General features: G+C 65.3%; 26 protein-coding genes. 16 read left to right on the top strand and 10 right to left on the bottom strand.

Annotation, left to right across the window (positions count from 1 at the left end; all coding sequences use genetic code 11):
- Positions 1 to 48: 48 nt before the first annotated feature.
- The 5 genes from AC01FP_RS10165 to gmd form a co-directional block, all read right to left on the bottom strand.
- A complete protein-coding gene (locus tag AC01FP_RS10165) occupies positions 49 to 453 on the bottom strand; it encodes a hypothetical protein (RefSeq protein WP_474479939.1) in 405 nt (134 codons plus the stop codon).
- A 556-nt stretch (positions 454 to 1009) separates the two neighbouring features.
- Positions 1010 to 2395 (bottom strand): nucleotide sugar dehydrogenase, encoded by a 1386-nt coding sequence (locus tag AC01FP_RS10160; protein WP_474479938.1) that lies wholly within the window; start codon positions 2393 to 2395, stop codon positions 1010 to 1012.
- Positions 2392 to 3336 carry a UDP-glucuronic acid decarboxylase family protein gene (locus AC01FP_RS10155; protein WP_474479937.1) on the bottom strand — a complete coding sequence of 315 codons (945 nt, stop codon included), beginning with the start codon at positions 3334 to 3336 and terminating at the stop codon, positions 2392 to 2394. The genes AC01FP_RS10160 and AC01FP_RS10155 overlap by 4 nt, the downstream gene beginning before the upstream one ends.
- A gap of 75 nt (positions 3337 to 3411) precedes the next feature.
- Positions 3412 to 4380: a GDP-L-fucose synthase family protein gene (locus tag AC01FP_RS10150; protein ID WP_474479936.1), complete on the bottom strand. Its 969-nt coding sequence runs from the start codon at positions 4378 to 4380 to the stop codon at positions 3412 to 3414.
- Positions 4380 to 5555 (bottom strand): GDP-mannose 4,6-dehydratase, encoded by a 1176-nt coding sequence (gene gmd, locus AC01FP_RS10145; RefSeq protein ID WP_474479935.1) that lies wholly within the window; start codon positions 5553 to 5555, stop codon positions 4380 to 4382. Before gmd ends, AC01FP_RS10150 begins: the two co-directional genes overlap by 1 nt.
- 307 nt (positions 5556 to 5862) lie before the next feature.
- Here gmd and AC01FP_RS10140 point away from each other — a divergent pair, with 307 nt between their 5' ends.
- On the top strand, positions 5863 to 6303 hold the full coding sequence (locus AC01FP_RS10140) for a hypothetical protein (protein WP_474479934.1): 441 nt from the start codon (positions 5863 to 5865) through the stop codon (positions 6301 to 6303).
- 8 nt (positions 6304 to 6311) lie between these two features.
- On the opposite strand, the gene AC01FP_RS10135 is transcribed toward AC01FP_RS10140, so the two are convergent.
- Complete coding sequence (locus tag AC01FP_RS10135) at positions 6312 to 7160, bottom strand: carbohydrate ABC transporter permease (protein WP_474479933.1); 849 nt, start codon at positions 7158 to 7160, stop codon at positions 6312 to 6314.
- A 126-nt stretch (positions 7161 to 7286) separates the two neighbouring features.
- Complete coding sequence (locus AC01FP_RS10130) at positions 7287 to 8930, bottom strand: 2-isopropylmalate synthase (protein ID WP_474479932.1); 1644 nt, start codon at positions 8928 to 8930, stop codon at positions 7287 to 7289.
- Between the two features lie 86 nt (positions 8931 to 9016).
- On the opposite strand from AC01FP_RS10130, the gene AC01FP_RS10125 reads away from it, so the two are divergent.
- On the top strand, positions 9017 to 10591 hold the full coding sequence (locus tag AC01FP_RS10125) for a glycoside hydrolase family 57 protein (protein ID WP_474479931.1): 1575 nt from the start codon (positions 9017 to 9019) through the stop codon (positions 10589 to 10591).
- Between the two features lie 8 nt (positions 10592 to 10599).
- On the opposite strand, the gene crtL is transcribed toward AC01FP_RS10125, so the two are convergent.
- Positions 10600 to 11886 carry a lycopene beta cyclase gene (crtL, locus tag AC01FP_RS10120; protein WP_474479930.1) on the bottom strand — a complete coding sequence of 429 codons (1287 nt, stop codon included), beginning with the start codon at positions 11884 to 11886 and terminating at the stop codon, positions 10600 to 10602.
- A gap of 77 nt (positions 11887 to 11963) precedes the next feature.
- Here crtL and AC01FP_RS10115 point away from each other — a divergent pair, with 77 nt between their 5' ends.
- A complete protein-coding gene (locus AC01FP_RS10115; RefSeq protein WP_474479929.1) occupies positions 11964 to 12962 on the top strand; it encodes a hypothetical protein in 999 nt (332 codons plus the stop codon).
- Between the two features lie 80 nt (positions 12963 to 13042).
- Here AC01FP_RS10115 and gyrA read toward each other — a convergent pair whose 3' ends face one another.
- The gene (gene gyrA, locus AC01FP_RS10110) at positions 13043 to 15682 is read right to left on the bottom strand and encodes a DNA gyrase subunit A (RefSeq protein ID WP_474479928.1); all 2640 of its coding nucleotides are present in this window, start codon (positions 15680 to 15682) and stop codon (positions 13043 to 13045) included.
- A gap of 46 nt (positions 15683 to 15728) precedes the next feature.
- On the opposite strand from gyrA, the gene AC01FP_RS10105 reads away from it, so the two are divergent.
- The 7 genes from AC01FP_RS10105 (at position 15729) to rsmD (ending at position 21502) form a co-directional block, all read left to right on the top strand.
- Entirely contained in the window at positions 15729 to 16889 is a 1161-nt protein-coding gene (locus AC01FP_RS10105; RefSeq protein ID WP_474479927.1) for a homocysteine biosynthesis protein, read from the top strand.
- Positions 16890 to 16960: 71 nt separating this feature from the next.
- Positions 16961 to 17464: a CAAD domain-containing protein gene (locus AC01FP_RS10100; protein ID WP_474479926.1), complete on the top strand. Its 504-nt coding sequence runs from the start codon at positions 16961 to 16963 to the stop codon at positions 17462 to 17464.
- 65 nt (positions 17465 to 17529) lie between these two features.
- Complete coding sequence (locus AC01FP_RS10095) at positions 17530 to 18693, top strand: GuaB3 family IMP dehydrogenase-related protein (protein WP_474479925.1); 1164 nt, start codon at positions 17530 to 17532, stop codon at positions 18691 to 18693.
- A gap of 211 nt (positions 18694 to 18904) precedes the next feature.
- Positions 18905 to 19228 (top strand): thioredoxin, encoded by a 324-nt coding sequence (trxA, locus tag AC01FP_RS10090; RefSeq protein WP_474479924.1) that lies wholly within the window; start codon positions 18905 to 18907, stop codon positions 19226 to 19228.
- Positions 19229 to 19281: 53 nt separating this feature from the next.
- Positions 19282 to 20319 (top strand): LOG family protein, encoded by a 1038-nt coding sequence (locus AC01FP_RS10085; RefSeq protein WP_474479923.1) that lies wholly within the window; start codon positions 19282 to 19284, stop codon positions 20317 to 20319.
- On the top strand, positions 20316 to 20939 hold the full coding sequence (hisH, locus tag AC01FP_RS10080) for an imidazole glycerol phosphate synthase subunit HisH (protein ID WP_474479922.1): 624 nt from the start codon (positions 20316 to 20318) through the stop codon (positions 20937 to 20939). Before AC01FP_RS10085 ends, hisH begins: the two co-directional genes overlap by 4 nt.
- Complete coding sequence (rsmD, locus tag AC01FP_RS10075; RefSeq protein ID WP_474479921.1) at positions 20936 to 21502, top strand: 16S rRNA (guanine(966)-N(2))-methyltransferase RsmD; 567 nt, start codon at positions 20936 to 20938, stop codon at positions 21500 to 21502. The genes hisH and rsmD overlap by 4 nt, the downstream gene beginning before the upstream one ends.
- Positions 21503 to 21505: 3 nt before the next feature.
- On the opposite strand, the gene petG is transcribed toward rsmD, so the two are convergent.
- Complete coding sequence (gene petG, locus AC01FP_RS10070; protein ID WP_094559756.1) at positions 21506 to 21616, bottom strand: cytochrome b6-f complex subunit V; 111 nt, start codon at positions 21614 to 21616, stop codon at positions 21506 to 21508.
- A gap of 75 nt (positions 21617 to 21691) precedes the next feature.
- On the opposite strand from petG, the gene AC01FP_RS10065 reads away from it, so the two are divergent.
- The 6 genes from AC01FP_RS10065 to AC01FP_RS10040 form a co-directional block, all read left to right on the top strand.
- Positions 21692 to 22078 (top strand): c-type cytochrome, encoded by a 387-nt coding sequence (locus AC01FP_RS10065; protein WP_474479920.1) that lies wholly within the window; start codon positions 21692 to 21694, stop codon positions 22076 to 22078.
- Entirely contained in the window at positions 22075 to 22812 is a 738-nt protein-coding gene (locus tag AC01FP_RS10060) for an RNA methyltransferase (RefSeq protein WP_474479919.1), read from the top strand. Before AC01FP_RS10065 ends, AC01FP_RS10060 begins: the two co-directional genes overlap by 4 nt.
- Before the next feature lie 78 nt (positions 22813 to 22890).
- Positions 22891 to 23898 (top strand): serine hydrolase, encoded by a 1008-nt coding sequence (locus AC01FP_RS10055; RefSeq protein WP_474479940.1) that lies wholly within the window; start codon positions 22891 to 22893, stop codon positions 23896 to 23898.
- Positions 23895 to 25334: a DUF3370 domain-containing protein gene (locus tag AC01FP_RS10050; protein ID WP_474479918.1), complete on the top strand. Its 1440-nt coding sequence runs from the start codon at positions 23895 to 23897 to the stop codon at positions 25332 to 25334. Before AC01FP_RS10055 ends, AC01FP_RS10050 begins: the two co-directional genes overlap by 4 nt.
- Positions 25331 to 26419 carry a magnesium chelatase ATPase subunit I gene (gene bchI / locus AC01FP_RS10045; protein ID WP_474479917.1) on the top strand — a complete coding sequence of 363 codons (1089 nt, stop codon included), beginning with the start codon at positions 25331 to 25333 and terminating at the stop codon, positions 26417 to 26419. Before AC01FP_RS10050 ends, bchI begins: the two co-directional genes overlap by 4 nt.
- A 133-nt stretch (positions 26420 to 26552) precedes the next feature.
- On the top strand, positions 26553 to 26801 hold a 249-nt coding region (locus AC01FP_RS10040; protein ID WP_474479916.1), incomplete at its 3' end, for an SDR family NAD(P)-dependent oxidoreductase.

Genomic DNA, 26801 nt, shown 5'->3' with positions numbered 1-26801 from the left:
CTGACTGCTCCTGTTCACCCTCCGGAAAGGGTCACAGGACCTCCTGAGTTACACCACTCGGAGGGGCGCTACCCAGCCCGCCGTCATCAGCTGCAGTGGCAGCAGCGCCACCACCAACCAGAAACCCAGGCGGCTAACCCTTTTCAGTAGCCCAGCCATCTTTTCGCTCTCCCGCCCATTGGGTGCTAGATACAGCGCCACCTCCCCCAAGCCCAAGGCGCCGATCAGCAGCGAGCTGCTGCCAGCCAGGCTGGCCATCGCCCGCAGATACCAATCCGCTGACCCCAGCTGCAACGGCAAGCTGTTCATCACAACCGAAGTGGCCATAACTAAGAAGAGCGTGTAGCTCACCAGCCGCAACCTCAGTGCCACCAGCTCGCGGCGGCTGCGTTTTCCCGGATCCTTCGGCCGTAACACCGCCGCCAGGATCTTGAAAGGATTGAGGCGGTTCATCTGCCTGAGCAACGAACGCCACCAGCCGCGACGGCTTGGTCTCTTCTGCAACTCTTGGCTGGTGCTCCGCTTAGAGCTCAACCCTTTGCGTGAGCTGCGGCTGGAGCGACGCCGCCTGGATGAACTCATCGCCTGAAAAAGTTTTATTGGCCCCAATCTAATCGGTCTTGCTCGCCAAGGCTCAATTGCTCATCAAGCCTTCATGTAGGTTATAGCCAAATGCCACTGCTGCCCCAAGAATCGATACGGGCGCCGGCACATGACCCGGAGCATTCAATGGCCGTACAACAACGCCCACATTGCCGAGCCGAGAGCCTGCGAGATCTACAAACAACAAACCAGAGGACGAATACTCAAACCCCAAGGACCATTGATATCGTTAAATATTGATATAGTCGTCTCAATCACTCATGCTGGCGTGATGGCAGCACCCGATTGTGAGTCATTCAGGCTGCAGGGAAGCCTTTGCATTAACGATTACATACTGTCTGAATCTGTACGGTCTGTACAGATTTCAGCACAGCTGCTGAGTAGGCGTTGCGAACTAGCCGCTCGATCAGCCCTCGCCCACGGTCCACACCTGCAGCCCCGCCGCTCGGGCCGCCGCCGCGTCGGCCCGCGCCCGCGCATCGAACAGCCAGGCTGGCCGCCTCATCAGCGCCGCCACCGCCGCCCAGTCGATCTGGGCAAACGCTTGCCATTCGGTGAGAAGCAGCAGGGCATCGGCGCCGCGGGCCGCCTGCTGCACGTCGTGCACCTGGTGCCAGCTCCCCGAGCCAGCGTCGTTGCCATCTCCCGCGGGCTGACCCAGATCATCTGCCAGCTGGCGTTCGCTCACTTTGGGATCCATAATCAGCAGCACCGCCCCCTCCTCGAGCAGATCCCGGCAGATGCGGATCGCCGGGGATTCGCGCGTGTCGTTGGTGTCGGCTTTAAAGGCAAAGCCCAGTACTCCAATGCGCTTGCCGCTCACGGTGCCAAACAAACGATTCACCACTAGGCGGGCGATGCGCTGCTGCTGCCAGCTGTTGAGCGCCACCACCTGCTGCCAGTAGGCCGCCACCTCGTGCAGGCCGTAGTGGCCGCAGAGGTACACCAAATTGAGAATGTCTTTCTGAAAGCAGCTGCCGCCAAAACCCGGACCGGCCTTGAGAAACTTGGCCCCGATGCGGCTGTCGGCACCGATCGCCCGGGCCACCTCGCCCACATCAGCGCCGGTGGCCTCACACAACGCCGCGATCGCATTGATCGAGCTGATGCGCTGGGCCAAAAAGGCGTTGGCGGTGAGCTTGGAGAGCTCTGAGCTCCAGAGATTGGTGCGCAGGATCCGTTCTGCCGGCACCCACTGGCCGTAGATAGCCGCCAGCGCCTCGATCGCCGCTGGATCTTCACCGCCGATTAGCACCCGATCCGGCGCTTGCAGATCGGCGATCGCCGTGCCCTCCGCCAGAAACTCCGGATTGGAGAGCACTGAGAACGTTTTGCCCTCGGCCGCTGGCACGGCGCTAAGGATCGTTTGAACCGTTTCAGCAGTTCGCACCGGCAGGGTGCTCTTTTCCACCACGATCGTGTGGCCCTGGGCGCAGGCGGCTACCTGGCGGGCCGATGCTTCGATCCAGCGCAGGTCGCTGGCTTGGCCGGCACCCACGCCCTTGGTTTTGGTCGGGGTGTTCACCGAGAGAAACACCATGTCGGCGCCGGCGATCGCCGCCTCCACCGCCGTGGTGAAATGCAGATTGCTGCCCCGCGCCCGGCCCACCAGCGCATCTAGCCCCGGTTCATAGACGGGGAGCCTGCTGAGATCGGGATCGTTCCAGGCGGCGATGCGCTCGGCGTTGAGGTCCACCACCGTGACCTGAATCTGGGGGCAGCGATCGGCGATCACCGCCATCGTGGGCCCGCCCACATAGCCGGCGCCGATGCAGCAGATGGAGCGAATCATGCGATGAGCGCCTCGCGGAAGTAGGCGATCGTGGGCTCCAAGCCCTGCTCCAGCGGCACCGTGGGCTGCCAGCCCAGCTCCTGCTGCGCCAGCTCGATCACCGATTGGCGTTGCAGCGGGTCATCGGCCGGCAGCGGTTCACAGGTGAGCGGTAGCTCCGGGTTGATCCGCGAGCGCACCAGCTCGGCCAGCTGGCGGATCGTGAATTCGCCAGGGTTGCCGATATTGATCGGACCGGTATGGGCCCCATTCATCAGCCGGATCAGGCCCTCCACCAGATCATCCACGTAGCAAAAAGAACGGGTCTGACTGCCATCGCCATAAAGCGTAAGCGGCTCGCCTTTAAGGGCCTGCACGATGAAGTTGCTCACCACCCGGCCATCATCGGGCAGCATCCTTGGACCATAGGTATTGAAGATCCGCGCCACCCGGATCTCGACCCCGTGCATGCGCCGGTAGTCGAAGCACAGCGTTTCGGCAATGCGCTTGCCCTCGTCGTAGCAGCTGCGGATACCGATCGTGTTCACGCAGCCCCGGTAGCTCTCCGGCTGGGGGTGCACCTCCGGATCGCCATAGATCTCACTAGTGCTAGCTAGCAGCAGCCGCGCCCCCACCCGCCGCGCCAGGCCGAGCATGTTGTAAGTACCAAGGAAGCTGGTTTTGGCGGTCTTGATCGGGTTGTGCTGGTAGTGCACCGGCGAAGCCGGGCAGGCCAGATGCCAGATCCGGTCCACCTCCAGGCTGATCGGCTCGGTGACGTCGTGGCGGATCAGCTCAAAGCGGGGGTGGCCAATCCACTGGGCGATGTTGGCCTTACGGCCGGTGAAAAAGTTGTCTAGGCAGATCACCTCCTCGCCGGCCTCCAGCAGCCGGTCCACCAGGTGCGAGCCAACAAAACCGGCGCCGCCGGTGATCAGGTTGCGGGGCAGGGAGGCGGGCATAAAAAGCTAGGGGGGACGCCGCAACCTGGGGATAGCGACATTGACAATAAACTGCTGCTGAATGCTGAAGGTCCGTTATGGCGGGCCCCGAAAGGCCGCCACCGTGGCTTTCAAGCCTGCGGCTAGGGGGATCCGCGCCCGCCAGCCCAGGCCAGCAAGGCGGCCCACATCGAGTTGTTTTTTCGGGGTGCCGTCGGGCTGGCTCGAGTCCCAGCGGATCTCGCCGCCAAAGCCCGTGGCGGCCGCCACCGCTTCCGCCAGCTCTCGGATAGTGAGGTCCACCCCCGTGCCCACATTGAGGTGCTGGATCTCCTCGGGGCCGGGCTGCCAGTGCTCCAGGGCAAACACGCAGGCCTCGCCCAAGTCGTCTACGTGCAGAAATTCCCGCAGCGGCGTGCCCGTGCCCCAGCAGGTGACGCTGGCCGCGCCGGCCTCGGCGGCCTCGCAGAAGCGGCGGATCAGGGCGGGCAGCACGTGGCTGTTGGTGGGGTGGTAGTTGTCGCCGGGCCCGTAGAGATTGGTGGGCATCAGGCTGATCGCATCAAAGCCGTGCTGCCGCCGCAGGGCCGCACAGAGCTTCAGGCCGGCGATTTTGGCGATGGCATACCACTCATTGGTGGGCTCCAGCGCCCCTGTGAGCAGGGCTTCCTCCCGGATCGGCTGCTCGGCAAACTTCGGGTAGATGCAGCTGCTGCCCAGGAACAGCAAGCGGCGCACCCCGGAGCGCCAGGCCGTTTCGATCACAGCGGTTTGGATCTTGAGGTTGTCCAGCAGGAAATCGGCTGGATAGGTGCTGTTGGCGTGGATGCCGCCCACCTTGGCCGCCGCCAGCACCACCACCGTGGGCTGGTGCTCGCCAAACCAGCGCTGCACCGCCTGGGCATCGAGCAGATCCAGCTCGGAGCGCGCAGCAGTGAGAATGGCACCCCCCTGGGCTGGATCGCCATAGCCGGCGCGCTGCAGGGCCCGGCAAATGGCGCTGCCGGCCATGCCGCGGTGGCCCGCCACGAAGATACGGTCAGCGGGGCTGATCAACATTTTCATCAGCCCTTGTCTCCAGCTGCGGCCACGGCCGAGGGATTGGTGGGTGGGTTTTCCATCGAGCCCACCACATTGAAGCCCTTCAGGCGCAGGATCGCCTCCTTGCGGGCTTCCTCCTTGTCAGCCGCCACCATTTCGGCCACCAGCTGCTCAAGGGTGGTGGTGGGCGTCCAGCCCAGCTTCTCGTGGGCCTTAGTGGGATCGCCCAGCAGCGTTTCCACCTCAGCTGGGCGGAAGTAGCGCGGATCAATCCGCACCACCACTTCGCCTGTGCTGCGCCGGCCCACCTCTTCTATGCCGCTGCCCTGCCATTCAATTGCGCCCCAGCCCAGCTCGGCGGCGGCCAGCTCAATGAAGCGCCGCACCGATTCCTGGCGCCCCGTGGCGATCACGAAGTCTTCCGGGGTGCCGGGTTGCTGCAGCATCCGCCACTGCATCTCCACATAATCCCTGGCGTGGCCCCAATCGCGCAGCGAATCGAGGTTGCCCATATAGAGGCAATCCTCCAGGCCTTCGTTGATGCGGGCCATGCCGCGGGTGATCTTGCGGGTCACAAACGTTTCGCCGCGCCGCGGACTCTCGTGGTTGAACAGGATGCCGTTGCAGGCATACATCCCGTAGGCCTCGCGGTAATTAACCGTGATCCAGTAGGCGTAAAGCTTGGCCACCCCATAAGGGCTACGCGGATAAAAGGGCGTGGTTTCCTTCTGGGGGGTCTCCTGCACCAGGCCGTAGAGCTCGCTGGTGCTGGCCTGATAAATCCGGGTTTTGGCGCTGAGGCCCAGCATCCGCACCGCCTCCAAGATCCGCAGCGTTCCCAAGGCGTCGCTGTTGGCGGTGTATTCCGGCGCCTCGAAGCTCACCGCCACATGGCTCTGGGCACCGAGGTTGTAGATCTCATCGGGCTGCACCTGCTGGATGATCCGGATCAGGTTGGTGCTGTCGGTGAGATCGCCGTAGTGGAGGCTCAGCCTCGGATCACTCTCATGGGGATCTTGATACAGATGATCAATCCGGCTGGTATTAAACGAGGAGGCGCGGCGCTTGATGCCATGCACCACGTAGCCCTTCTCCAGCAGCAGCTCGGCTAGGTAGGAGCCGTCTTGCCCGGTGATGCCGGTGATAAGTGCAACTTTTGCAGAAGAATTTGCAGAAGAACGAGCCTGGCTGGAGATCACAGGTGCAGCAAATAATTGTAATAAAATTGATGGCCCCTGAGCAAACGGACACACCAATGAAATCAAAATAGAGCAATCTGGCGCGAGTGACCTCAAATGCTTGAAGATTCACTCATCTTCTAGGGGAAAAGCGCACAGCCGTCAGCCACTGTGCAAGCTGCCAGTGATGGGCCGGGTGTGGTTCCGGTTCTTAAAAGTGCGCCAGGCTGGCGCCTCCTGCCTGCAAACCACCTGCCAATCCCCCCGCCACCCCTGACAAAAGTCCTTCTGCCCGCCAGCATCTAGGCAGAAATAGCCGTTTGCCTTGATGACCCCAGCCCCTGACCGAGCCGCGATCAGCACCGAAGCCAGCCCCAACGGCGCTTCTCTCGCCTGGGTGCCCTGGCTGCAGGCCGGCGTCACGGCAATGCTGGTGGTGCTTTTTTTGGTGATCGTGGGTAAATCCCGCCAGCAGAACGACACGATCCGCCAGCTGCAGGAGCGGGTGCAGGGGTTGGAGAACAGCCGGGCCCTTGATCGCACCACTGGCCTGGAACAGCAGCTGCGCACCACCGTGGAGCGGCTGCAGGCGGTAGAGCGCAAAGGCAGCCGCATCGATGGGCTAAGCCGCGAAACCACCAACCTGCGGGCCGAGCTCAGCAAGTTGCGCGCAACCCGCCCCAGCGAAGCGACTGACCCGAAAACCGATGAGCTGCCTTTGGAAGTGCCGCCCCTGCCGCCGCTGCGTCCCCCTGCAACTGCAAACTGATCAGGTTTTCAGCCCTTCACCGCATCGCCGGCCGCGCTGGGCAGGATGTATCGCTGCAGGCCGATAAACACCGCCAGCACCGGCAGGATCGAAATCACCGCTCCTGCCGCCACCAGGCGCCAGTCGAGCGAAAAGCTGCTGGCCAGCTGCTGCAAACCAAGCGGCAGGGTGTAGAGCTGGGGCTCATCGAGGATCACCAGGGGCCAGAGAAAATCGCTCCAGGTGCCGATAAACACAAACATCGCCAGGGTGATCAGGTCGGCCCGGGCCGCTGGAATCATCACGTTCCACCACTCCCCCACCGGCGTGCAACCATCGCAACGGGCCGCCTCCTCCAGCTCCACCGGCACCCCCAGAAAGCTCTGCCGCAGCAGGAAAATGCCAAAGGCGGTGGCCGCCTGGGGAATGATCAGGGCCCAAAGGGTGTTGCGCAGGCCGATCTGCACCATCAGCAGGTAGAGCGGAATCATCACCACCTGAAAGGGGATCAAAATCGTTGCTACCACTAGGGCCAGCACCAGGCCGCGGCCGCGAAAATTCATGCGGGCCAGGGGATAGGCCGCCAGCGAGCAGAAGAGCACATTGGCCAGCACCGCCAGGCCACTCACAATCGTGCTGTTGAGCAGGTATATGCCGATTGGGTTGTCGCTAAAAAGGCGCCTGTAGGCCTCAAAGCTGGGCTGGCTGGGCCAGAGGGCTGGCGGGCTGGTGAAAATGTCCTCGGCCGGACCCTTGAGCGAGGTGCTCACCAGCCACAGCAGCGGCACCAGCATCGCCAAGGCCACCAGCAACAGCAAAATCAGCTGGGCGGCGGCACTGAGCCGTGAGCGGCGCGGTCCTGAGAGGGGCAGGCTCATGGCGGGTGAGTCGTGTTTTGGCGCTTAGCTTAGTCTTGGCTTAGCTAATTAATAAAAACCACACCCAGTCCAGGGCGTGATCCCAAGCTGAAACGCCATGCCCGCCAGCTGCCTAAACCCACCTAATTAAACCCGCGGCCGACCCACCAAGGGCAGGTCGCCCACTACGGGCAGCGGAGCCTTCTGGGGGTGCAGCGGCTGGTGACGCCCGCCGGCCACCAGCCTATTGAGGGCGTTGACGAAGGCCTGGGCGGCGGCCACCACGATGTCCGTGTCAGCTGCGTGGCCCGAATAGAGCACGCCCTGGTGGCGCAGCCGAATCGTCACCTCGCCCATGGCATCGATGCCTTCGGTCACCGATTTCACCGAAAATTCCACCAGCTCGTTGGGCACCTGGGCCAGCCGATTAAGCGCCTGACACACCGCATCCACCGGCCCGGTGCCGATCGCCGCCTCGCTGAGCTCGGCGCCATCCGCCGTCACCAGGGTGACCGTGGCGGTGGGCTGCAAGCCAGTGCCACAGCTCACCTGCACACTTTTAAGGGTGAAGCTGCCGCCATCCTGCTGCTGCACCTGCTCGCTCACGATCGCTTCAAGATCGCGGTCGCTGATCTCCCGCTTGCGATCCGCCAGCTCCTTGAAGCGGGCGAAGGCATCGTCGAGATCCTCACGCTCGAGCGTGTAGCCCAGCTCCTCGAGCCGGGCCCGGAAAGCGCTGCGGCCGCTCAGCTTGCCCAGGGAGATGCGGTTGTCGGCCAAACCAACGGTGCGGGCATCAATGATTTCGTAGGTGAGGCGATGCTTGAGCACGCCGTCCTGGTGGATGCCCGATTCGTGAGCAAAGGCGTTGGCGCCCACGATCGCCTTATTGGGCTGCACCGCCATGCCGGTGAGGTTGCTCACCAGCCGCGAGGTCTTGGTGATCTCCTCGGTGCGCACGCCAGTAAGCGGTTCGGTGCTCTCGGCTGGCCGCCCCAGGAAAGGGTTGAAGTAGCTGCGCCGCACATGCAGAGCCATCACCAGCTCCTCGAGCGAGGCATTGCCGGCCCGTTCACCGATGCCGTTGATCGTGCACTCCAGCTGGCGGGCGCCGTTTTTCACTGCCTCAAGGAAGTTGGCCACCGCCAGACCCAGGTCGTTGTGGCCGTGCACCGAGATCACGGCCTGGTCAATGTTGGGCACGCTGGCGTTGATACCGGCGATCAGGGCGCCGAATTCCGCCGGGGTGGCGTAGCCCACGGTGTCGGGGATGTTGATCGTGGTGGCGCCAGCGCTGATCGCCACCTCGATCACTTGGTGCATGAACTCCGGATCGCTGCGGCCGGCGTCTTCACAGGAAAACTCGACGTCGTCCACTAACGAGCGGGCGTAGGCCACCATCTCGGCGGTGATCGCCAGCACCTCGGCGCGGCTCTTGCGCAGCTTGTGCTCGAGATGGATGTCGCTGGTGGCAATGAAGGTGTGGATGCGCCGCTTAGCAGCGGGCGCCACCGCATTAGCGCAGGCCTTGATGTCGCCGGCAGCTGCCCGGGCCAGGCCGCAAATCACCGGCCCTTCGGGCGTACCAACGGTTTCGGCAATGCGCTGCACGGCCTTGAAATCGCCGGGGCTGGCAAAGGGGAAGCCTGCCTCAATGATGTCGACACCAAGGCGGGCCAGCTGCTGGGCGATCGCCAGCTTCTCCTCGAGGTTCAGGCTGGCACCAGGCGACTGCTCGCCATCGCGCAAGGTGGTGTCGAAGATCAGAACGCGGCCGGGATCGCGGGCCATAAAGGAGCCCCTCTAGGCGGAATGACTATGAGATAGTTCATTGTAAGCGGGCACTATGCCTACAGTGTCTTCACCGCGGGATGGTCATGACCGCAGGCGATCTGGCCCTCGTCCTCCACGCGCACCTGCCATACGTGCGCTCCAGCGAACCCGGTTCTCTGGAGGAGGATTGGTATTTCCAAGCGCTGCAGGAGTGCTACTTGCCGCTGCTGGCGATGCTCGAGGCCGCCGCGGCCGACCGGCGCCAGCACCCCCGGCTCACCCTCGGCATTTCACCCACCCTGCTCTCCCTGCTGGCCGACCCCCAGCTAAACGGCCGCTTTCTGGCCTGGATAGCCGTCCGCCAGAAGCTGCTGCTCCAGGCCCCGCATGCCCTCGGCCCAGCCGCCAGCCACCTAGCTGACCAACTCGAGGCGGTGGTGAGCCAGTGGCGTCAGGCCAAGGGGCAACTGATTCCACGCTTCCGCAGGCTGCAGCAACAGGGGGTGCTCGACCTGATCACCTGCGGGGCAACCCACGGCTACCTGCCCCTACTGCGCCAGGTGCCGGAGGCGGTGCGGGCCCAGCTGATTACCGCCGTTCGCGAGCACGAACGCCTGCTGGGTGATCGCCCCCTAGGCATCTGGTTGCCGGAATGCGCCTACTACGAAGGCCTCGACCAGCAGCTGGTGGACTGCGGCCTGCGCTACTCGGTGCTCGATGCCCACGGCCTGCTCCACGCCATGCCCCGCCCCCGCTACGGCGTGTTCGCACCGATCTGCTCGCCGGCTGGGGCGGCCTTCTTCGGCCGAGACAGCAGTGCCACCCTGCCGGTGTGGAGCGCGCGCGAGGGGTACCCCGGCGACGGCGCCTACCGGGAATTCCACCGCGATCTGGGCTGGGACCTGCCCGACAGTGAACTAGCCAGCCATGCCATCGCCAGCCGCCGGCCCCTCGGCCTAAAGCTGCATCGGGTCACGGCCCAGGGCTGCCCCCTCGACCAGAAACAGCCCTACGAACCGGCAGTTGCGGCCGAGCGAATCGAGGAGCATGCCGCCACCTACCTAGAAGGGCGCTCCACCGAACTGGCGGGCCTGGCCCGCTCGATGGAGCGCCGGCCCCTGCTGGTGGCCCCCTTCGATGCCGAGTTGTTTGGCCACTGGTGGTTTGAGGGGCCCCAGTTTCTGGCGGCCCTGTTTCGCCAGGCCAAGGAGGCCGGCGTGCGCCTAGTGACGCTGCGGGAGTCCCTAAACGGCAGCGACCCCCTGCAGGTGTGCCGCCCTTCCCCCAGCAGCTGGGGCCAAGGGGGCTACCACGACTACTGGCTAAACGAGACCAACGCCTGGGTGGTGGCCGAGTGGCAGCGGGCCTCCCAGGCCATGGTGGCTCGGGTGCAGCGTGGCGTTGGCAGCCCAGCCCAACGAGACCTGCTCACCCAGGCAGGCCGGGAGCTGCTGCTGGCCCAAAGCTCCGACTGGAGCTTCATCCTGCGGGCTGGCACCACCACCGAGCTGGCCAAGGAGCGGATCCATCGCCACCTGGATCGCTTCTGGCGCCTACTGGATGCGATCGAAAACGGCACCGAGCTTCCCGCCAAATGGCTCAAGGCGATAGCCATCGAAGATGGGCTATTCCCCCTGCTGAATGCGGCTGATTGGCTGCCGGCGCCGGTCCAGGCATAGGCACAAATCTAGGGATCCAGCATGCGCAGGCCCAGCGCCAGCTCGCGGCCCCGCATGCCCATCAGCCCGGCCTTCACGCTCCAGGGGGCCGTGGCAAACAGCCGCAGCATCGCCGCCACCAGCTCCGGCACGCTGGCGGTGTTGGCCAGAAAGCCGGTCCACTGGGCCTCGGGCAGGGCGAAGAAGGTGGCGAAATGGGCCCGCAGCTGGGGCTCGGAGAAGCGCATCAATTTCTCCAGCCCAAATTGGTAGAGGGCGTGCTTGCGGCGCAGCTCCAGGGGCCAGAGCGCCTGCCAGCCCGCCTGGGCCAGCTGCAGCGAGTCGGCGGCCGGTTCAGCCCGCAGCCCGTCCGCCACCGCCGCCGCCAGCACCGGCGCCCGGCGCAGCAGCGCCCCCACCAGGTAGCCGGAGGCCGGATGCACCATCGCCGCAGCCCCACCAAAGGCCAGCACGGGCTGATCCAGATCCGGTAGGGGCAGGTTCATCGGAAACAGGCAAAACTCCTCGTGCTCCACCTCCAGCACGGCGACGCCGCGATGGGCCAGCCGCCGCTTGAGGCGCTGCTTGAGCGTGGCGTAGGACACAGGCGGCGCCAGGGCCAGGGAGGTCTCCTCCACAAAGAAGCGCCCCTCGCCTAGGTCCATGGCATAGAGAAAGGTAGGCGGCTCCGCGCGCTCCGCCGCGCTGAGGTGATCGCAGCGGTAGTCCATCAACACAAACTGGCCGGGCTCAACTGGCGGCGCCGAGAAGCGACCCACAATTCCATAGGCAGCCTGACCAGCCACCGGGCCTTCATCGCGACGTTGCACCAAAACCGGTTTATGGCCGGTGGCATCCACCACTAGCCGGGCTCGATACCGAGCAGCCTCCATAGTGATGAGCTCGCTTGACGCCCCTCCGTCGATCAACTGCACAGCAGAAGCCTGGCCCTGCAGCAGCTGCACGCCACCACGCTCACAGGCCGTGAGCCAGTGCTGCTGCAGCGCCTCGCGGTTGAACAGGCCGTAGTCGCGTCCGTGGGGAGTGGGCGCATTGGCTGGATCGGCTGGATTGGGAGCGCCGGCGCCGAAGTAGCTCATGGTTTGGCTCCAGCGGTGCTCCAGCAGGTGTCCCAGGCCGAGGCCATCCACCTCGTCTCCCCAGATCCCGTAGGTGTTGGGCCACGGTGCGCGCGGATCGTGGGGGGCCAGCAGCACCACCGCCAGCCCCTCGCCGGCCAAAGCCGCTGCGATGCAGAGGGCCGCCGGGCCGCCGCCCACCACCAGCACGTCTGAAACGATGTCGTGCGCTGCCATCACACCGGTACGGTGAGCTCTCTCATCCTGCTCCACACGCAATGGTGTTCGGAGGGAGGCGATGGCTGACTTGGCTGGTGTCCCTGTTGCTCGTGGCCTGGCTGGCGATCCTGGCCGTGGCTGCGTCACAACCCAGCAACACAGCGCGCCTGCAGGTGGCGCTCGATGTGGGCAACGTTCACCAGTTCTCGGCCCGGGATAAGACCTACAGCGTGGAGGGAACCCTACGGCTATCGGCACCGGTGGTGGTGATGCAGAAACTGCAGGCCGCCGGCATCGATCCGGTGGAACTGGTCCGTTTTCAAAACCAGGTGGAGCCCTGGAACTCCCTTCTTGAGCCGGCCAGTGGCTGGATCCAGCTCGGTCCCAATCTTGGCCGCGACTACCGCTTCAACGGCGATTTCTATTCCGACAAGATCAACTACCGCGGCTACCCCTTCGGCACCCTGCCCCTGCGGCTGAGCATCGTGCCGGTTAGCCATGCGAATGGTGCTGTCCGAGCCTATCCATTTGACCCCAGCGAGCCAGAGGCCTCTGGCCCCATCTTCCGCATTCGGCTGCAGGCCGACAAAAGCAATTCCAGTGTGAGTAGTCAGACAAACATGGATGGCTACCGGCTCAATGACTGGAGCCTGGTGATGGCAGAGGGAAACGTTGAGATGCAACTTTTTTATACACCCATCGGCTGGGCATCACTGGTGAAGTGGTTGCTGCCGCTGGCGATCACAATGGTGGTAATGCTGCTCACACCCAACCTGCGCAGCAGCTTCAGTTCCGAGCGGTTAGCGATCCCGCCGGTGATTCTGCTCACGCTCGTATTCATGCAGCAGGCCTATCGCGAGTCGCTGCCGTCGCTGCCCTATCTAACCGTGCTGGACGGGCTGTATGCCTTTTCCTATCTGGTGACCCTGGTGTTCTTCTGCGAGTTCATCTGGTGTGCCAACCGGATCGATCGCCTCGGGGAACTCCACACGGTCCAAAGCGATCGGCGCATCGAGCGGCTGGAGACCGCAATGCAGCTAGCCAGCCTCGGGGGCTATGCGGTGCTGTTGATCTGGTCCCTCTCGAATACGTAGCGACCAGATCAGGAGCCGATGGTGGTGCCTAGGTCTAGAACATTATTAGCAATCCACAACTGGGTCGTGGCTATTGAGCCTTAGGCACCCTCCGCGGCTGGGAGCTGAACAACTTCTTCTGCTGGGGTGGTAGTGGCAGAAGCCTCTTCCTCCTCTTCGGCAGCTGGCGGCACCAGCACCACTTCGCTGAGGCGATCGCGGGCATCGAGCTTCTGCAAGCGCACGCCCGTAGCCGCCCGCGACTGCTGCGGCACCGCATCGGCCTGGGTGCGCACGATCACCCCCTTCTCGCTCACCAGCAGCAACTCCTCGCCTGCCCCGAGCACCTTGAGGCCCACCAGCACATCGCTCTTATTGCGGAACTTGATCGCCCGCAGACCCATGCCGGCACGCTTCTGCAGGCGGAACTGATCCACCGGCACCCGCTTACCCAGGCCGCTGGCACTGGCCACCAGCACCCAAGGCCCCTCGCTCGGTGCCACCTCCTCACTGTCATCGTCTTCGGCGCTTGCCGAACTCGCCACCCGGTCGGCAAGCTCGGCGGGCAGCACATCCATGCTCACCAGCTGGTCGCCGGGGCGCAGGTTCATGGCCCGCACGCCGCGGGCGGTGCGGCCCAGGGGCCGCAACTCCTCGTCGTTGAGACGGAAGTGAATGGTCATGCCGTTGCGGGAGCCGATCAGGATGCTGTCGCCGGGCAGGGCCAAGCGCACCCAGGTGAGGGCATCCCCCTCCACCAGATCGATGGCGATCAAGCCATTGGAGCGGATGTTGGCAAAGGCCGATAGACGGGTGCGCTTAATCGTGCCGCCACTGGTGAGCATCACCAGCACGCCGTCATCGGTGAATTCGCTCACCGCCAGCAGCGAGGTGATCTGCTCCTCGCGGGGAATCGGCAACATCTGCACAATCGGCGTGCCCTTAGCCGCGCGGCTTGAGATCGGCACCCGATAGGCCGGCACGGTGTAAACAACGCCCCGATCGGAGAACAGCAGCAGGTTGTCGTGGTCGTTGCAGCTGATGAATAGCCGCACCGCCTCCTCACCCTGGGTTTTAGTGCCGGCCTTGCCGCGGGTGCCGCGGCTGGTGGCCTCAAATTCGCTCACCGGCATCCGCTTCAGGTAGCCGTTCTCGGTGAGCAACACCACCGAGCGCTCATTAGCGATCAGGTCGATGTCTTCTAGGCCGCCCTCAAGATCGAGGATTTCGGTGCGGCGGGGGGAAAGGTAGCGGGCGCGGATGGCACCGAGCTCCTCGGTGATGATCGTGAGTACGCGCTCGCGATTGGCCAGGATGTCTTTGTAGTCGGCAATCTTAGCGACTAAATCCTCATGCTCAAGGCGGATCTTGTCGGCCTCGAGGGCCGTCAGTCGCCGCAGCTGCATCTGCAGGATGGCGTCGGCCTGGATCTCACTGAGGCCGTGGCGCTCCTGCAGCTGCACGCGGGCCGTGGCCGCATCGGAAGCAGCACGGATTAGGGCAATAATTGGGTCTAGCTGGTTTAGTGCCAGCAACAGGCCAAGCAGGATGTGATCGCGCTCCTCGGCCTTACGCAGGAAGTAGCGGGTGCGGCGCTCGATAGTCTCAATGCGGAAGTTGAGAAACACCTGCAGCATCTTGCGCAGGGTGAGCAGCACCGGCTCAGACTTAACCAACGCCAGCATATAGGCGCTGAAGTTGTTTTGCAGTGGCGTGAGTTTGAACAGGTTGTTTAGCACCACTTGGGGGTAGGCATCCCGGCGCAATTCGATCACTATCCGCATGCCATCGCGGTCGGATTCATCGCGGATATCAGAGATCCCCTCCAGCTTCTTGTCGTTTACCAGCTCGGCGATCCGCTCAATCAGCGAGGCCTTATTGGTTTGGAAAGGCAATTCGGTGATGATCACCGCATCCCGGTCGGGGCGGCCCTTCACCTCAAGCGTTTCAATCGAGGCGACGCCCCGCATGGTCACTGAACCGCGACCGGTGGTGTAGGTGTCACGGATACCGCGGCGACCCAGGATCTGGCCTCCCGTGGGGAAGTCGGGCCCCGGGATGATCGCCATCAATTGCAGATCGTCGATGTCGGGGTTGGCGATCAGCGCCAGCGTGCCGTCGATCAGCTCGGTGAGGTTGTGGGGCGGGATATTGGTCGCCATCCCCACGGCGATGCCGGTGGAGCCGTTGAGCAGCAGCTGCGGAATCCGCGCCGGCATCACGGTCGGCTCTTGTTGGGAGCCATCGAAGTTGTCGGCAAAGTCGACGGTCTCGGCTTCGATATCGTCGAGCAGGCTGTCGGTGGTGAGCGCCTGCAGCCGAGATTCGGTATAACGCATAGCGGCCGGGGGGTCGCCGTCCACCGAGCCGAAGTTGCCATGCCCATTCACCAGGGGCATGCGCATGTTGAAGTCCTGGGCCATCCGCACCAGGGCGTCGTACACCGCTGTATCGCCGTGGGGGTGGTACTTACCAAGCACCTCACCCACCACACGGGCGCACTTCCTGTAGGGCCGGTCGCTGGTGAGACCCAGCTCGTACATCGCGTAGAGGATGCGGCGATGCACCGGCTTAAGACCATCGCGGGCGTCGGGCAGGGCCCGACCCACGATCACGCTCATCGCGTACTCCAAATAGGAGCGCGACATCTCGTTACGCAGGTCGGTCTGAATGATCCGCGGATCGCCGTTGCCGCCGGACTCCCCCGACATGTCAGCACCGGGTCCGCTGGGGTCCGCCATTGATGACCGTCTTGAGCAATGGTTAGTTTATCGAAAGCCCAGGGGAATGCCCAAATCCGATCCCTTCCCGCCTCGCCAGGAGGCGGAGCTGCGGCGCAAACAGCATCGGGGCCAGCTGCAGGTGCGCGCCGCTGCTGAGTTCCGCAGCCTGGTGCAGCAAGCCGGGTTGGCCGAGGCCTACGCCGCCACCGATGTAGTGGTGGCAGCCGATGCGGGCTTCACCGATCAGGCCAGCCTGCTCCTAAGCCTTGGGCCCACGGATCCGCCGATCCGCCTGTGCAAAGGACAGCTGGCCGGAGTAGCGGGGCTGGCTGGCTGCGGCAGCGGCGAGCTGGTGCTGCCAATCGGCGGCGGACTTGGCGATGCGATGGGGGGCGCCCAGCTGCTCGGCGCCCTGCTGCAAGGCCGGGCCCTGCCCTTCAACGCCAGCGGCGTGGCCACCGCCCTGCACCCGCGCCGGGAGCTGCACATAGAGCTGGGGCTGGAGCAGATCGGCGCTGGCCGGCTGCTGCTGCAGCGGGCCATCAGTGAAAACGGTGTGGTCGCCCTCAGCCAGGCGGAGGGGCCCTGCCCCAGCCCCTACGGCACCCTGCTAGGTCCAGCCGCCAACGCCCTTTATTCCTGCGGCGGCGCCGGCAGCATCGGCCTCACCATGCCGGGGTTGTCGCTGCTGGGGCCTGGCTCACCGGTGCTGGTGGGCGGCAACATCGGCTGGGTGATCGGCGCTGGCAGCGGCCACCAGCCCGGTTGCCGGCGCCAGGCCAGCGGCCATGCCCGCAGCCCCGGCGCGGCCGCCGCCGTGAGCGTGGATTTGCACGGCCTGCGGCCCGAGTGGGTGCGCCCCTGTTTTTTTGAGGGCCATGGCAGCGCCCTACTGATTGCGATTGCGGCGCCGGTGCCCCTGATCAATGCCGAGGTAGCGCGCCAGGCCGCCGCTGGCCCCCAGGAGCTTGAGGCGCCCGTGCTCGACCTGTCGGTGCCGCGGCGCATCAAACCCAGCCTGGGGTCGGTGAGCTACGCCGAACTGCTCAACGGCACGATCGAGGTGAAAGGCCGCTCCGTGGCCTGTGCGCCCTCCCATAGCCCGCGGCTGGCCGCCGCCGCCAGCGAGGCCCTGATAACAGCTCTGATCGACGGCAGCTTCCCGCTGCGCCTACCGGTCGTGCCGCTGAGCAGCCGCCCCAGCCTGCTGCCGATTGAGGCGTAGGCCTTGGAGTCCCAGCCAACCGCACCTAAGCTCCCGCCACATACATTCCCCCGCCCGCCGCTCCGCCCGCCATGGCCGACGACACCACCACCAATCCAAATACCGTCACTGATCCAAATACCGTCACCGAGCCCGACACCGCTGTTCAGGAGGCTGAACAGGCTGTTGCCCAGGCCGCGCCGCCAGAGCCCAGCGTCGCCGCCACCCTGGTGATTCCGGCGCTCTCGGCCAGCAGCGAGTCTGAGCCCCAAAGCGGCGAAGGTGGTGAGTGGGAGCTGCTGCTAGCCAAGCTGCGCCAATGGCTCGATCAAAACGAGCTCCAAAACCTGTGGGTCCAGGCGCGCAGGCCGGTAACCCTGCTTGCAGCCCTGGTGGGTGCGCTGCTGATGCTGCGGGTGTATAGCGCCATATTGAGCGCCCTCGACAGCCTGCCCCTGGTGCCCGGCCTGCTCGAGCTGGCTGGGGTGGTGTGGGCGGTGCGCTATGGCATTCCCAAAATGCTGCGCAGCAGTGAGCGCAACCAGCTGCTGGCCAGCCTGGGCCAAAGCTGGAAAGCCTTCCGCGGCAAGGGCTGATCCCGCCTTCCCCCAGGGCCTGCGGGCGGCTGGTTGATAGCTTGTCCCGAACCCGTTAACTCCAGGTGGACATTCAGCTCGGTCGCTTCCGCACTGTGCGTCGTGCCTACGGCATCGACGAGATCGCCCTGGTGCCGGGTGGCCGCACGGTTGATCCCGCTATCACGGACAGCAGTTGGAGCCTTGGCGGCATCAGCCGCGAGATTCCGATCATCGCCAGCGCCATGGACGGCGTGGTCGATGTGGCCATGGCTGTGGAACTAAGTAAACAGGGAGCCCTGGGTGTTTTGAACCTGGAGGGCGTTCAGTGCCGCTACGACGATCCCAATCCCATCCTCGACCGCATCGCCGCGGTGGGTAGGGAGGAGTTTGTGCCACTGATGCAGGAGCTTTACAGCCAGCCGGTGCGGGAAGACCTGATCCGTCAGCGGATTGCTGAGATCAAGCAGCAGGGAGGCATCGCAGCAGTAAGTGCCACCCCAGTGGCCGCGCTGAGATTTGGCAAGGCAATCGCCGAAGCCGGCGCCGATCTCTTCTTTGTGCAGGCAACCGTGGTGAGCACCGAGCACATCGGCCCTGAGGGCCAGGAGAGCCTCGATCTCGAGCACCTCTGCCGCACCTTCGGCGTGCCCGTGATCATCGGCAACTGCGTCACCTATGAGGTAGCTCTCAAGCTGATGCGGGCCGGAGCAGCCGGCGTGATGGTGGGCATCGGCCCCGGTGCCGCCTGCACCAGCCGCGGCGTGCTCGGCATCGGCATTCCCCAGGCCACCTCAGTTTCCGACTGTGCCGCCGCCCGCGACGAATATTTCACCGAGAGCGGCCGCTATGTGCCGATCGTGGCCGATGGCGGCATCGTCACTGGCGGTGACATCTGCAAGTGCTTGGCCTGCGGCGCTGACGCCGTGATGATCGGATCTCCTATTGCCCGGGCCAGCGAAGCCCCCGGCCGGGGCTTCCACTGGGGCATGGCCACCCCTAGCCCAGTGTTGCCCCGCGGCACCCGAATCAAAGTTGGCACCACAGGCAGCCTCGAGAAAATCCTGCGTGGGCCGGCAGGTCTTGATGACGGCACCCAGAACCTGCTGGGCTGCATTCGCACCTCGATGGGCACCCTTGGTGCTCGCAACATCAAGGACATGCAAAAAGTTGAGGTGGTGGTGGCCCCATCGCTGCTCACCGAGGGCAAGGTTTACCAAAAGGCCCAGCAGCTTGGTATGGGCAAATAGTCCCTGGCGGGCGTTTCGACGGGGGGTGAAGACAGCAGCGTTAGCCTTAACAGGTGCGAGCTTCGGCTCTCACACTCCTCACACCCTCCAGCCCGGCGCGTCCGGGCTTTTTGTCTTCGCCGCTGCTCGGACACCCCGGATCACGACCTGCAACGGTCGTGGGTAGTCCCTAACAAGCTTGCTAGATTCGCTAAACCCTGATCCTGCAAGGATGTCCAGCGCTGCTGCTGTCACTGATGCCTCCTTTGAGCAAGTCGTGCTCAAAAGTGATTTGCCCGTGCTGATCGACTTTTGGGCCCCCTGGTGCGGCCCCTGCCGCATGGTGGCGCCAATCGTCGACGAAATCGCCAGCGAATTCGAAGGCAAAATCAAGGTTTTCAAGCTCAACACTGACGAAAATCCCAACGTCGCCAGCCAGTACGGCATTCGCAGCATCCCAACCCTGATGATCTTTAAGGGCGGCCAGAAGGTGGACACGGTGGTTGGTGCCGTGCCCAAAACCACCCTGTCGGGCACGATTTCCAAGTACCTCTGAACGCAGTTGAGCTCCTAGTTCTGAGCGACCCCTCCCATTTCGGCCAGAGTCCTTTGCAGGTTCTGGCCCAGGAACTCGAAGACCATCCCCAGAGGCACCTGATCGAGCGCTCCCTCGTCTCCCTGCTGCAGGTCGGTCGCCACGAGCGAGGCCAGGGCGAGTGGCGTTTGATCAGCGGTGCGTTAGCTGACATCAGTGAAGCCCTTGAGGTATTTCGCCCCCGACGCCATACCCGCAAGATCAGCGTTTTTGGTTCGGCTCGCACTGTGCAAAGCGACCCCAGCTACGCGTTAGCTGAAGATCTGGCCCGCTGTGCCGCGGCATCTGGCTTTGAGGTGATGACCGGCGCTGGCGCCGGCATCATGGAGGCCGCCAACAGCGGTGCCGGCTGCGAGGCCAGCATCGGCCTAAATGTGGATCTGCCGTTTGAGCAGCACGCCAACCGGTTTGTCAGCAGTTGTGAAGGCCGGCTGCTCCACTTCCGCTATTTCTTCACCCGCAAACTTTTCTTTTTGCGGGAGAGTGACGCCCTGGTGGTGATGCCGGGTGGCTTCGGCACCCTCGATGAGCTGTTCGAGTCGCTCACCTTGATCCAAACCGGCCGCACCCCACCGATTCCCCTAGTGCTGCTAGCTCCGCCTGGCGACCTCTTCTGGCGCGGCTGGCAGCGGGATGTAAATCAGGGCCTGGCGGCCAGAGGCCTGATCTCCCCCGAGGACGGCGACATATTGATGGAGGCCCACAGTGCCGAGGAGGCAGTGGCCCACATCAGCCGCTTCTATCGCCTTTTTCACTCCGCCAGGCTGGGCGACAACCGCATCGAGCTGCTGCTCAACTGTGCCCTGCAGCCAGATCAGCTAGCTGGCCTCAACCTCCAGTTCGATGATCTGGTGGATGAGGGTGTTATCCAGGCGAGCGAGACCGTCGACGATGCCGGCCTGCTGCGCCCCTGCCTTAATTTCCACTTCAACCGACGCCGCATCGGCCGGCTCTACCAACTGCTAGACGCACTCAACGGCCTGGACGTACCGCCAGAGCAGCTGCTGACGGAGCCCGGCCGCCGCCAGCCCAACCCCCCCTCAGCCCCATGAGTCGCCTCGGCTTGATCGATTACGGCATGGGCAATCTGCACTCTGTGCAGCGGGCTTTTGAACGGCTAGGCGCAACGGTGCAGCCCGTCCATAGCGGCGCTGAAATGGAGGGCTGCACGGCCCTGGTGCTGCCAGGGGTGGGAGCCTTTGATCCGGCAATGGAGCGCCTGCGCCAGGGTGGTCTGGCAGAGGCGATCACGGCCTGGTGCACCGCCGGCCGGCCCCTGCTGGGCATTTGCCTGGGGCTGCAGCTGCTGTTTGAAGCCAGTGACGAGGGTGAAGCCGCCGGCCTGGGCCTGCTCAAGGGGCGGGTGCGGGCTCTGCCCCGCCGGCCTGGCCACCCGATTCCACACATGGGCTGGGAGCCCCTGGTGCCTGCAAATCCCAGTCCCCTGCTGCCGGCCGGCAGCCCGGAGAGCTGGGTGTATTTCGTGCACTCCTACGCCGCCGAGCCCAGTGATCCGGCCTGCAACACCGCAATGGTGCGCTTCGCCGACACAGCTGTCAGCGCCGCGGTCTGGCAGGGGGCCATTGGCGCCTGCCAATTTCACCCGGAAAAATCAGGCCCCCACGGCGAGGCGATCCTGCGCCGCTGGCTGGCCTGGCTCGCTGCCTTATGAGCCTGCGACTGAGCGGGGGCCGGCGGCTGCAGAGCCCGCCGGGCAGCATCGCCCGGCCCACCAGCTCCCGGGTGCGGCTTGCGGTAATGAACCTGCTGGCGGCCGAGCTGCCGGGCTGCGCCTGGCTGGACCTATGCAGCGGCAGCGGCGCTATGGCCTGCGAAGCCCTGCATCGGGGGGCTAGCCGAGTCGTGGCGATCGAGCAGGACCGCCGCATCGCCGCCGTGGCCCGCGCCAATCTCGAAGCGGTGCATCAGGGCCTGGGCGACGCCGGCCGCCAAGCAAGCGCCTGGGCGGTGCACTGCCGCGAGGTGGTGCGTTGGCTGGCGGAGCCAAATCAGCAGGCAGACTTTGATTTAATCTATGCCGACCCCCCCTACGCCGCAGACCTTTATGCCCAGCTAGCCAGTGCTGTGCTGACAGGGGGCTGGCTCAAGCCAGGCGGCACCTTGATATGGGAATGCGCTAGCTCACTGCTGCCAGCGATTCCAGAGCGATGGAACCAGCGCGATCATCGCCGTTACGGCAGCACCAGCTTGCTGCTGCTGGGCCACGCTGACTGAGGCTCAGTCGAGCAGGGTGCCGCGGCGATACTGGTTCCAGGCTGCTACAAACAAGCCAGCCAGGGTTACGGGGATCAAACCGAGCACGATGCCGCAGAGCAGGGGTTCGATCATGGGAGCACTTACAAGGCGTTCAGGGCACAATTGTTTCACGCCCATGTTGCAAACCGCGAGCGCCCTGCACCAACTGTGACCGGCCAACCCCTAAACCCTGATGCCGCTAAAGGCCGCCGCGGCCTGGTCGCTGCCCTGGTGGGCATGGCGGCCGCGGCCTGCATCGTGGCGGTGTTGCTGGTGCTGCCTGCAGCCCAGGCCGATCCCTACAGCCGTCAGACCCTTGAGCTCAGCGGCTCCAGCGAGAACGGCGGCCGGCTGTTTCGGCTCAATTGCGCCGGTTGTCATGGCATCGCCGCCCAAGGGCTGGTGGGCCCCAATCTGCACGGTGTCGCCGCCCGCAAGAACTCCCGCCAGCTGATCCAGCAGGTGGTGAGTGGCCGCACGCCACCGATGCCCAGCTTTCAACCGGAACCCCAGGCCATGGCCGACCTGCTGGCCTACTTAAACGGTCTTGTGTGAGCAGCGCCGCCCAGCTGGCCGTGGTGCTGGTGGAACCCTCCGGGCCGCTCAACGTCGGCAGCGTCGCTCGCCTCTGCGCCAACTTCGAAGTAGGTGAGCTGCGCCTGGTGGCGCCCCGCTGCGACCACCTCGGCGAGGAGGCCCGGCGCATGGCCGTGCACGGCGGCTGGCTGCTGGAGCAGGCCCGCCTGTTTCCCACTCTCAGCGCCGCCCTTGCCGACTGCTGCCGGGTGGTGGCCACCAGCGGCCGGCGGGCCGGCGAGCCCCTACCCTTACAAGCACCGGATCCGGCCCTGCGCTGGCTGGCCCAGGCCAGGGGCCCCTGCGCCCTGGTGTTCGGCCGGGAGGATCGGGGCCTCAGCAACGACGAGCTGCTCCAGGCAGGCCAGCTGCTCACCCTGGGCAGCGGCGACGCCTACTCCTCCCTCAACCTCTCCCACGCTGCAGCCCTGGTGCTGCATAGCTGGCATTGCTTGGGTAGCAGCCTGGAGGTTGGCGCCCTGCCGGAGCCAAGCGACCGCCAGGGCCTCGAAGCGATGCTCGGCGATGCCGAGGCCCTGCTGCTCGACGTGGGCTTCCTCCATCCCCACACCGCCCACGCCCGCATGGCCAAGCTGCGGGGGCTGCTGCAGCGGGGCCAAATCTCCAGTGAAGAGGTAGCCCTGGTGCGCGGCATGGTGCGCCAGCTGCGCTGGGCCAGTGAACGCCAAACCAACCCAGGCCAGACCCCTTAACTTCAGATCACTTCGTTGGAGTGGCCCGTGAGCGCTGGCCGTCAGCCCCGTAGCCCCAAGAACCGCTGGGGAGGTCCCATGCGGCTGGTGTTGCGCCTGGTGGTCATGGGAATTGGCCTGGGGGTGGTGACCGGCACCAGCCTCAAGCTGCTGGCACCCCGCCTGGCCGAGGGTGCCAGCAAGAGCCTCAGTCTTGATCTAGGTGCAGACCGCAACAAAAAAGGCCTCGATCCGGGGCAGTTCGAGCCCCGCACGGAGCTGGCAGCTATGAGCCAGCGCTGGAGCAAGCTCGCAAGCGCCCAAAAAGACCTCAGCGCCAGCGCCTTCCTGCTGGTGCTCGATGACGGCCGCTACGCCCAACTGCAGCCCGACACACCGCTGCCTGCCGCCAGTGCAATCAAAACTCCGATCCTGCTGGCAGGGCTGGAAGACCTCGACAACGGCAAGCTGCGCTGGAACGAACCCCTGCCCCTCACCAAAGAGTTGATGGGCGGCGGAGCTGGCTGGATGGCAAATAAACCTGTGGGCACTCGCTTCCCCTTTTTTGAAGCGGCCACCGAGATGATCCGGGTGAGCGACAACAGCGCCACCAACCTGCTAATAAAGCGTCTGGGCGGCAAAACGGCCCTTAATGAGCGCTTCGCCGCCATGGGCCTGGCGGCGACGGCAGTCAACAATTGGTTGCCCGATCTCGACGGCACCAACACCACCAGTAGCCGCGACCTGGCCAGGTCGATCGCCATGGTGGATACCGGCGAAAGTCTCAGTCCTCGGGCCCGGGACCTATTTAGGGAAATTATGGGTAGCTCCCGCACCAACACCCTCATTCCTTTGGGCCTGCTCCAGGGACTCGGCAAAGACTCCGCCGACCCCGACAGCGAGCTGCTCAGCTTCGGCATCACCGTCTACAACAAAACAGGTGATATCGGTATCGCCTACGCCGATGCAGCCCTTATCCAGCTCCCCAACGGCCAGCGCGCCGTGGCGGCCTTCATGGTGAAAGGTCCGTTCAACGACCCCCGCTCCTCCGATCTAATCCGCGCTATGGCCGCTGAAGTGTCAAAAACCCTGGTGGGCCGCAAATGAACCGCCCTCGCCTGTTCCAGGCCAGCTGGCTACCGCTGCTGCTGCTAACCAGCCTGGCCGCCCCCGCCGCCCTGGCCCAGCCGGCCCCCGTGCTGCGCCCCCAGACCGTGGCGCCCTTGAGCGGCGGCCTGGATCAGCTGCTGCTGGTGAATGACAACAATCCCGAGCTGATTCGCGAGCCCGGGATCCTGCTCTCCACTTTCCCCGGCGCCGGCCGCGGCGTGCCTGCAGCCCACCTGGATGTGGCCCTGAACGGCCGCTTCGATCTGTTCAGCCACCACGTGTATGCGGGCAAGCCGGAGAGCCTCGACTCCACCCTGTGGCTGGCGGTGCTGGCGGCTCCCCGCGGCCCCGGACCCGTAACCCTGAAGCTGCTGGCTGGCTCGACGGCCCTATCGCAAGCGGTGGATCCCGGCCAGGCCGGCGCCCCCTTCCTGCCCCTGCCGGCCCTGATGATGCAGGGAACTACGCCGGTGTGGGCCGGCCCCGGCAGCCGGGTGGCCACCGAATTGCTCTCTCGCCAGCGCAGCCCCGAGCTGCCCGCCAGCTGGACCCTGAGCCCCGGCGCTCCCACCACCCTGCTGGTGCTACCCCTGCCGGTGCGGGGCCTGGACCCCCTGCTCAACGGCCGCAACCTGCAGGTGCGGCTGGAAAGCTCTGGCCCCGTGAGCCTGGCCACCCTGGCGGCCTTCGGCCGGGGCAATGAGCCGCCGGCCGCCTCTAGCTGGGCCGCCCTGCTGGAGGGGGGACTCAGCCCCCGGGAGCACAGCCCCACCCCGCGGGGCAGCAAGGGGGGGATGGTGTACTCGCGGGTGAGTGGGGTGCAGGTGGGCAGCGTCTGGCGCAGCCGCCTCAGCGATCCGGGCAAAAACTGGCTGAGCGTGAGCCGGGCGCCGATCTCCTGGCCAATCAGCAGCCTGGAGCGGGGCACCCTCGGCAGCGGCCAGGTGCAGACCGCCGAGCTGCAGGCCTTCTACCCAGGCACCGCCTGGGCCGCCCACGGCAACTACGGCGTCGAATACAACCTCAGCATTCCGCTGCGCAACGACACCGCCAAGCCGGTGACGCTGCAGCTGGCCCTGGAGTCGCCGCTTAAGGGCGATGCCGCCAGCGGTGGTCTGCGCTTCCACAGCACAAGTGGCAGCCGGCCGGTGATGTTCCGCGGCACGGTGGAGGTGACGGGCCTCGATGGCGCCAGCCCGGGCAGCCGGCCCCTTGGCCGGCGCAGCTTCCATCTGGTGCAGCGGGCCGGTGAGCCCAGCCCCGCCTTCGGCACCATCAGCCTGGCGCCAGGGGCCAGCCGCCAGCTGCAGGTGCGGTTGATCTATCCGGCCGATGCCACCCCGCCCCAGGTGCTCAGCCTGTTGCCACTCCCAGATCCAGCTGTGAACCCAGCTGTGAAACAATCCGAATCAACTCCAGCCACTCGTCCGTGACGCCAGTCCGCAAGCGCAGGGTCTTCCCCTTCACCCAGGTCGTCGGGCAGGAGGAGATGAAGCTGGCCCTACTGCTCAACGTGATCGATCCGCGCATTGGCGGCGTGATGATCATGGGCGACCGGGGCACGGGTAAATCCACCACGATCCGGGCCCTGGCCGACCTGCTGCCCGAAATAGATGTGGTGGCCGGCGACCCCTACAACAGCTCCCCGGTTGACCCCGACCTGCAGAGCGCCGAGGTGCGCGCCCGCGCCGAGCAGGGTGAGGAGCTGCCGGTGGAGCCCCGTCAGGTGCCGATGGTCGACCTGCCCCTGGGCGCCACCGAAGACCGGCTCTGCGGCACGATCGATATCGAGAAGGCCCTCAGCGAGGGCGTGCGGGCGTTCGAGCCGGGCCTGCTGGCCAAGGCCAACCGGGGCCTGCTGTATGTGGACGAGGTGAACCTGCTCGACGACCACCTGGTCGACGTGCTGCTCGATTCGGCCGCCTCGGGCTGGAACACGGTGGAACGGGAAGGCATCTCGGTGCGCCACCCGGCCCGGTTCGTGCTGATCGGCTCGGGTAACCCCGAAGAAGGCGAACTGCGGCCCCAGCTGCTCGATCGCTTCGGCATGAGCGTGGAGGTGCGCACGGTGCGCGATCCGGAGCTGCGGGTGCAGGTGGTGGATCAGCGCACCGCCTTCGACGACGATCCCGACGGCTTCAACAGCGCCGTGGCGGCCACCCAGGAGGCCCTGCAGGCGCGGGTGGTGGAGGCCCAGAAACGGTTACCCCAGGTGGAGATCGACGCCGATCTGCGCGTGCGCATCTCCGCAGTGTGCGGCGAACTGGATGTCGACGGTCTGCGCGGCGACATTGTCACCAACCGGGCGGCCCGGGCCCTGGCCGCGTTTGAAAGCCGCACCGAGGTGAGCGATGACGACGTGGCCCGGGTGGTGGCCTGCTGCCTGCGCCACCGCCTGCGCAAAGACCCTCTGGAGACGATCGATTCCGGCGATCGGGTTGTGAAGGTGTTCTGCAAGGTGTTCGAGCGCGGCGAACCCTCCGACCGCAGCGCCTTCCAGCTGGCGCTGGCAGCCTGAGCCACTGCCGGGCTGAGTCCGTTCAGGCCCATGGGCCGCAGGGCATACGGCTGAACATCTCCGGCGGCCCTTCAGGCGTCGGCAGCAGGCGCAGCGACCGGCCGGGAGACTGGTGGACCCATCCGATCAGCGCATGCCGGACGTCGTGGACCGCCTGAGCCTTGCCAACCGTCGCGCCCTGGTCACCGGTGCCTCGCGTGGCCTGGGCGCCGCGATCTCTGGCCGGTTGGCCGAAGCCGGCGCCGACCTGGTGCTCACCGGCAGCGATGCCGCGGGTCTGGAGGCCACCAGGCAGCTGGTGGAACAGCAGGGATGCCGCTGCCTGAGCGTCGAGGCTGATCTGGGCAGCGTGGACGGGCCGCGACGGGTGGGCGAAACGGCG

This window comes from Cyanobium sp. NIVA-CYA 375 (assembly GCF_056108345.1).
This window is presented reverse-complemented; position numbering and strand designations above follow the sequence as displayed.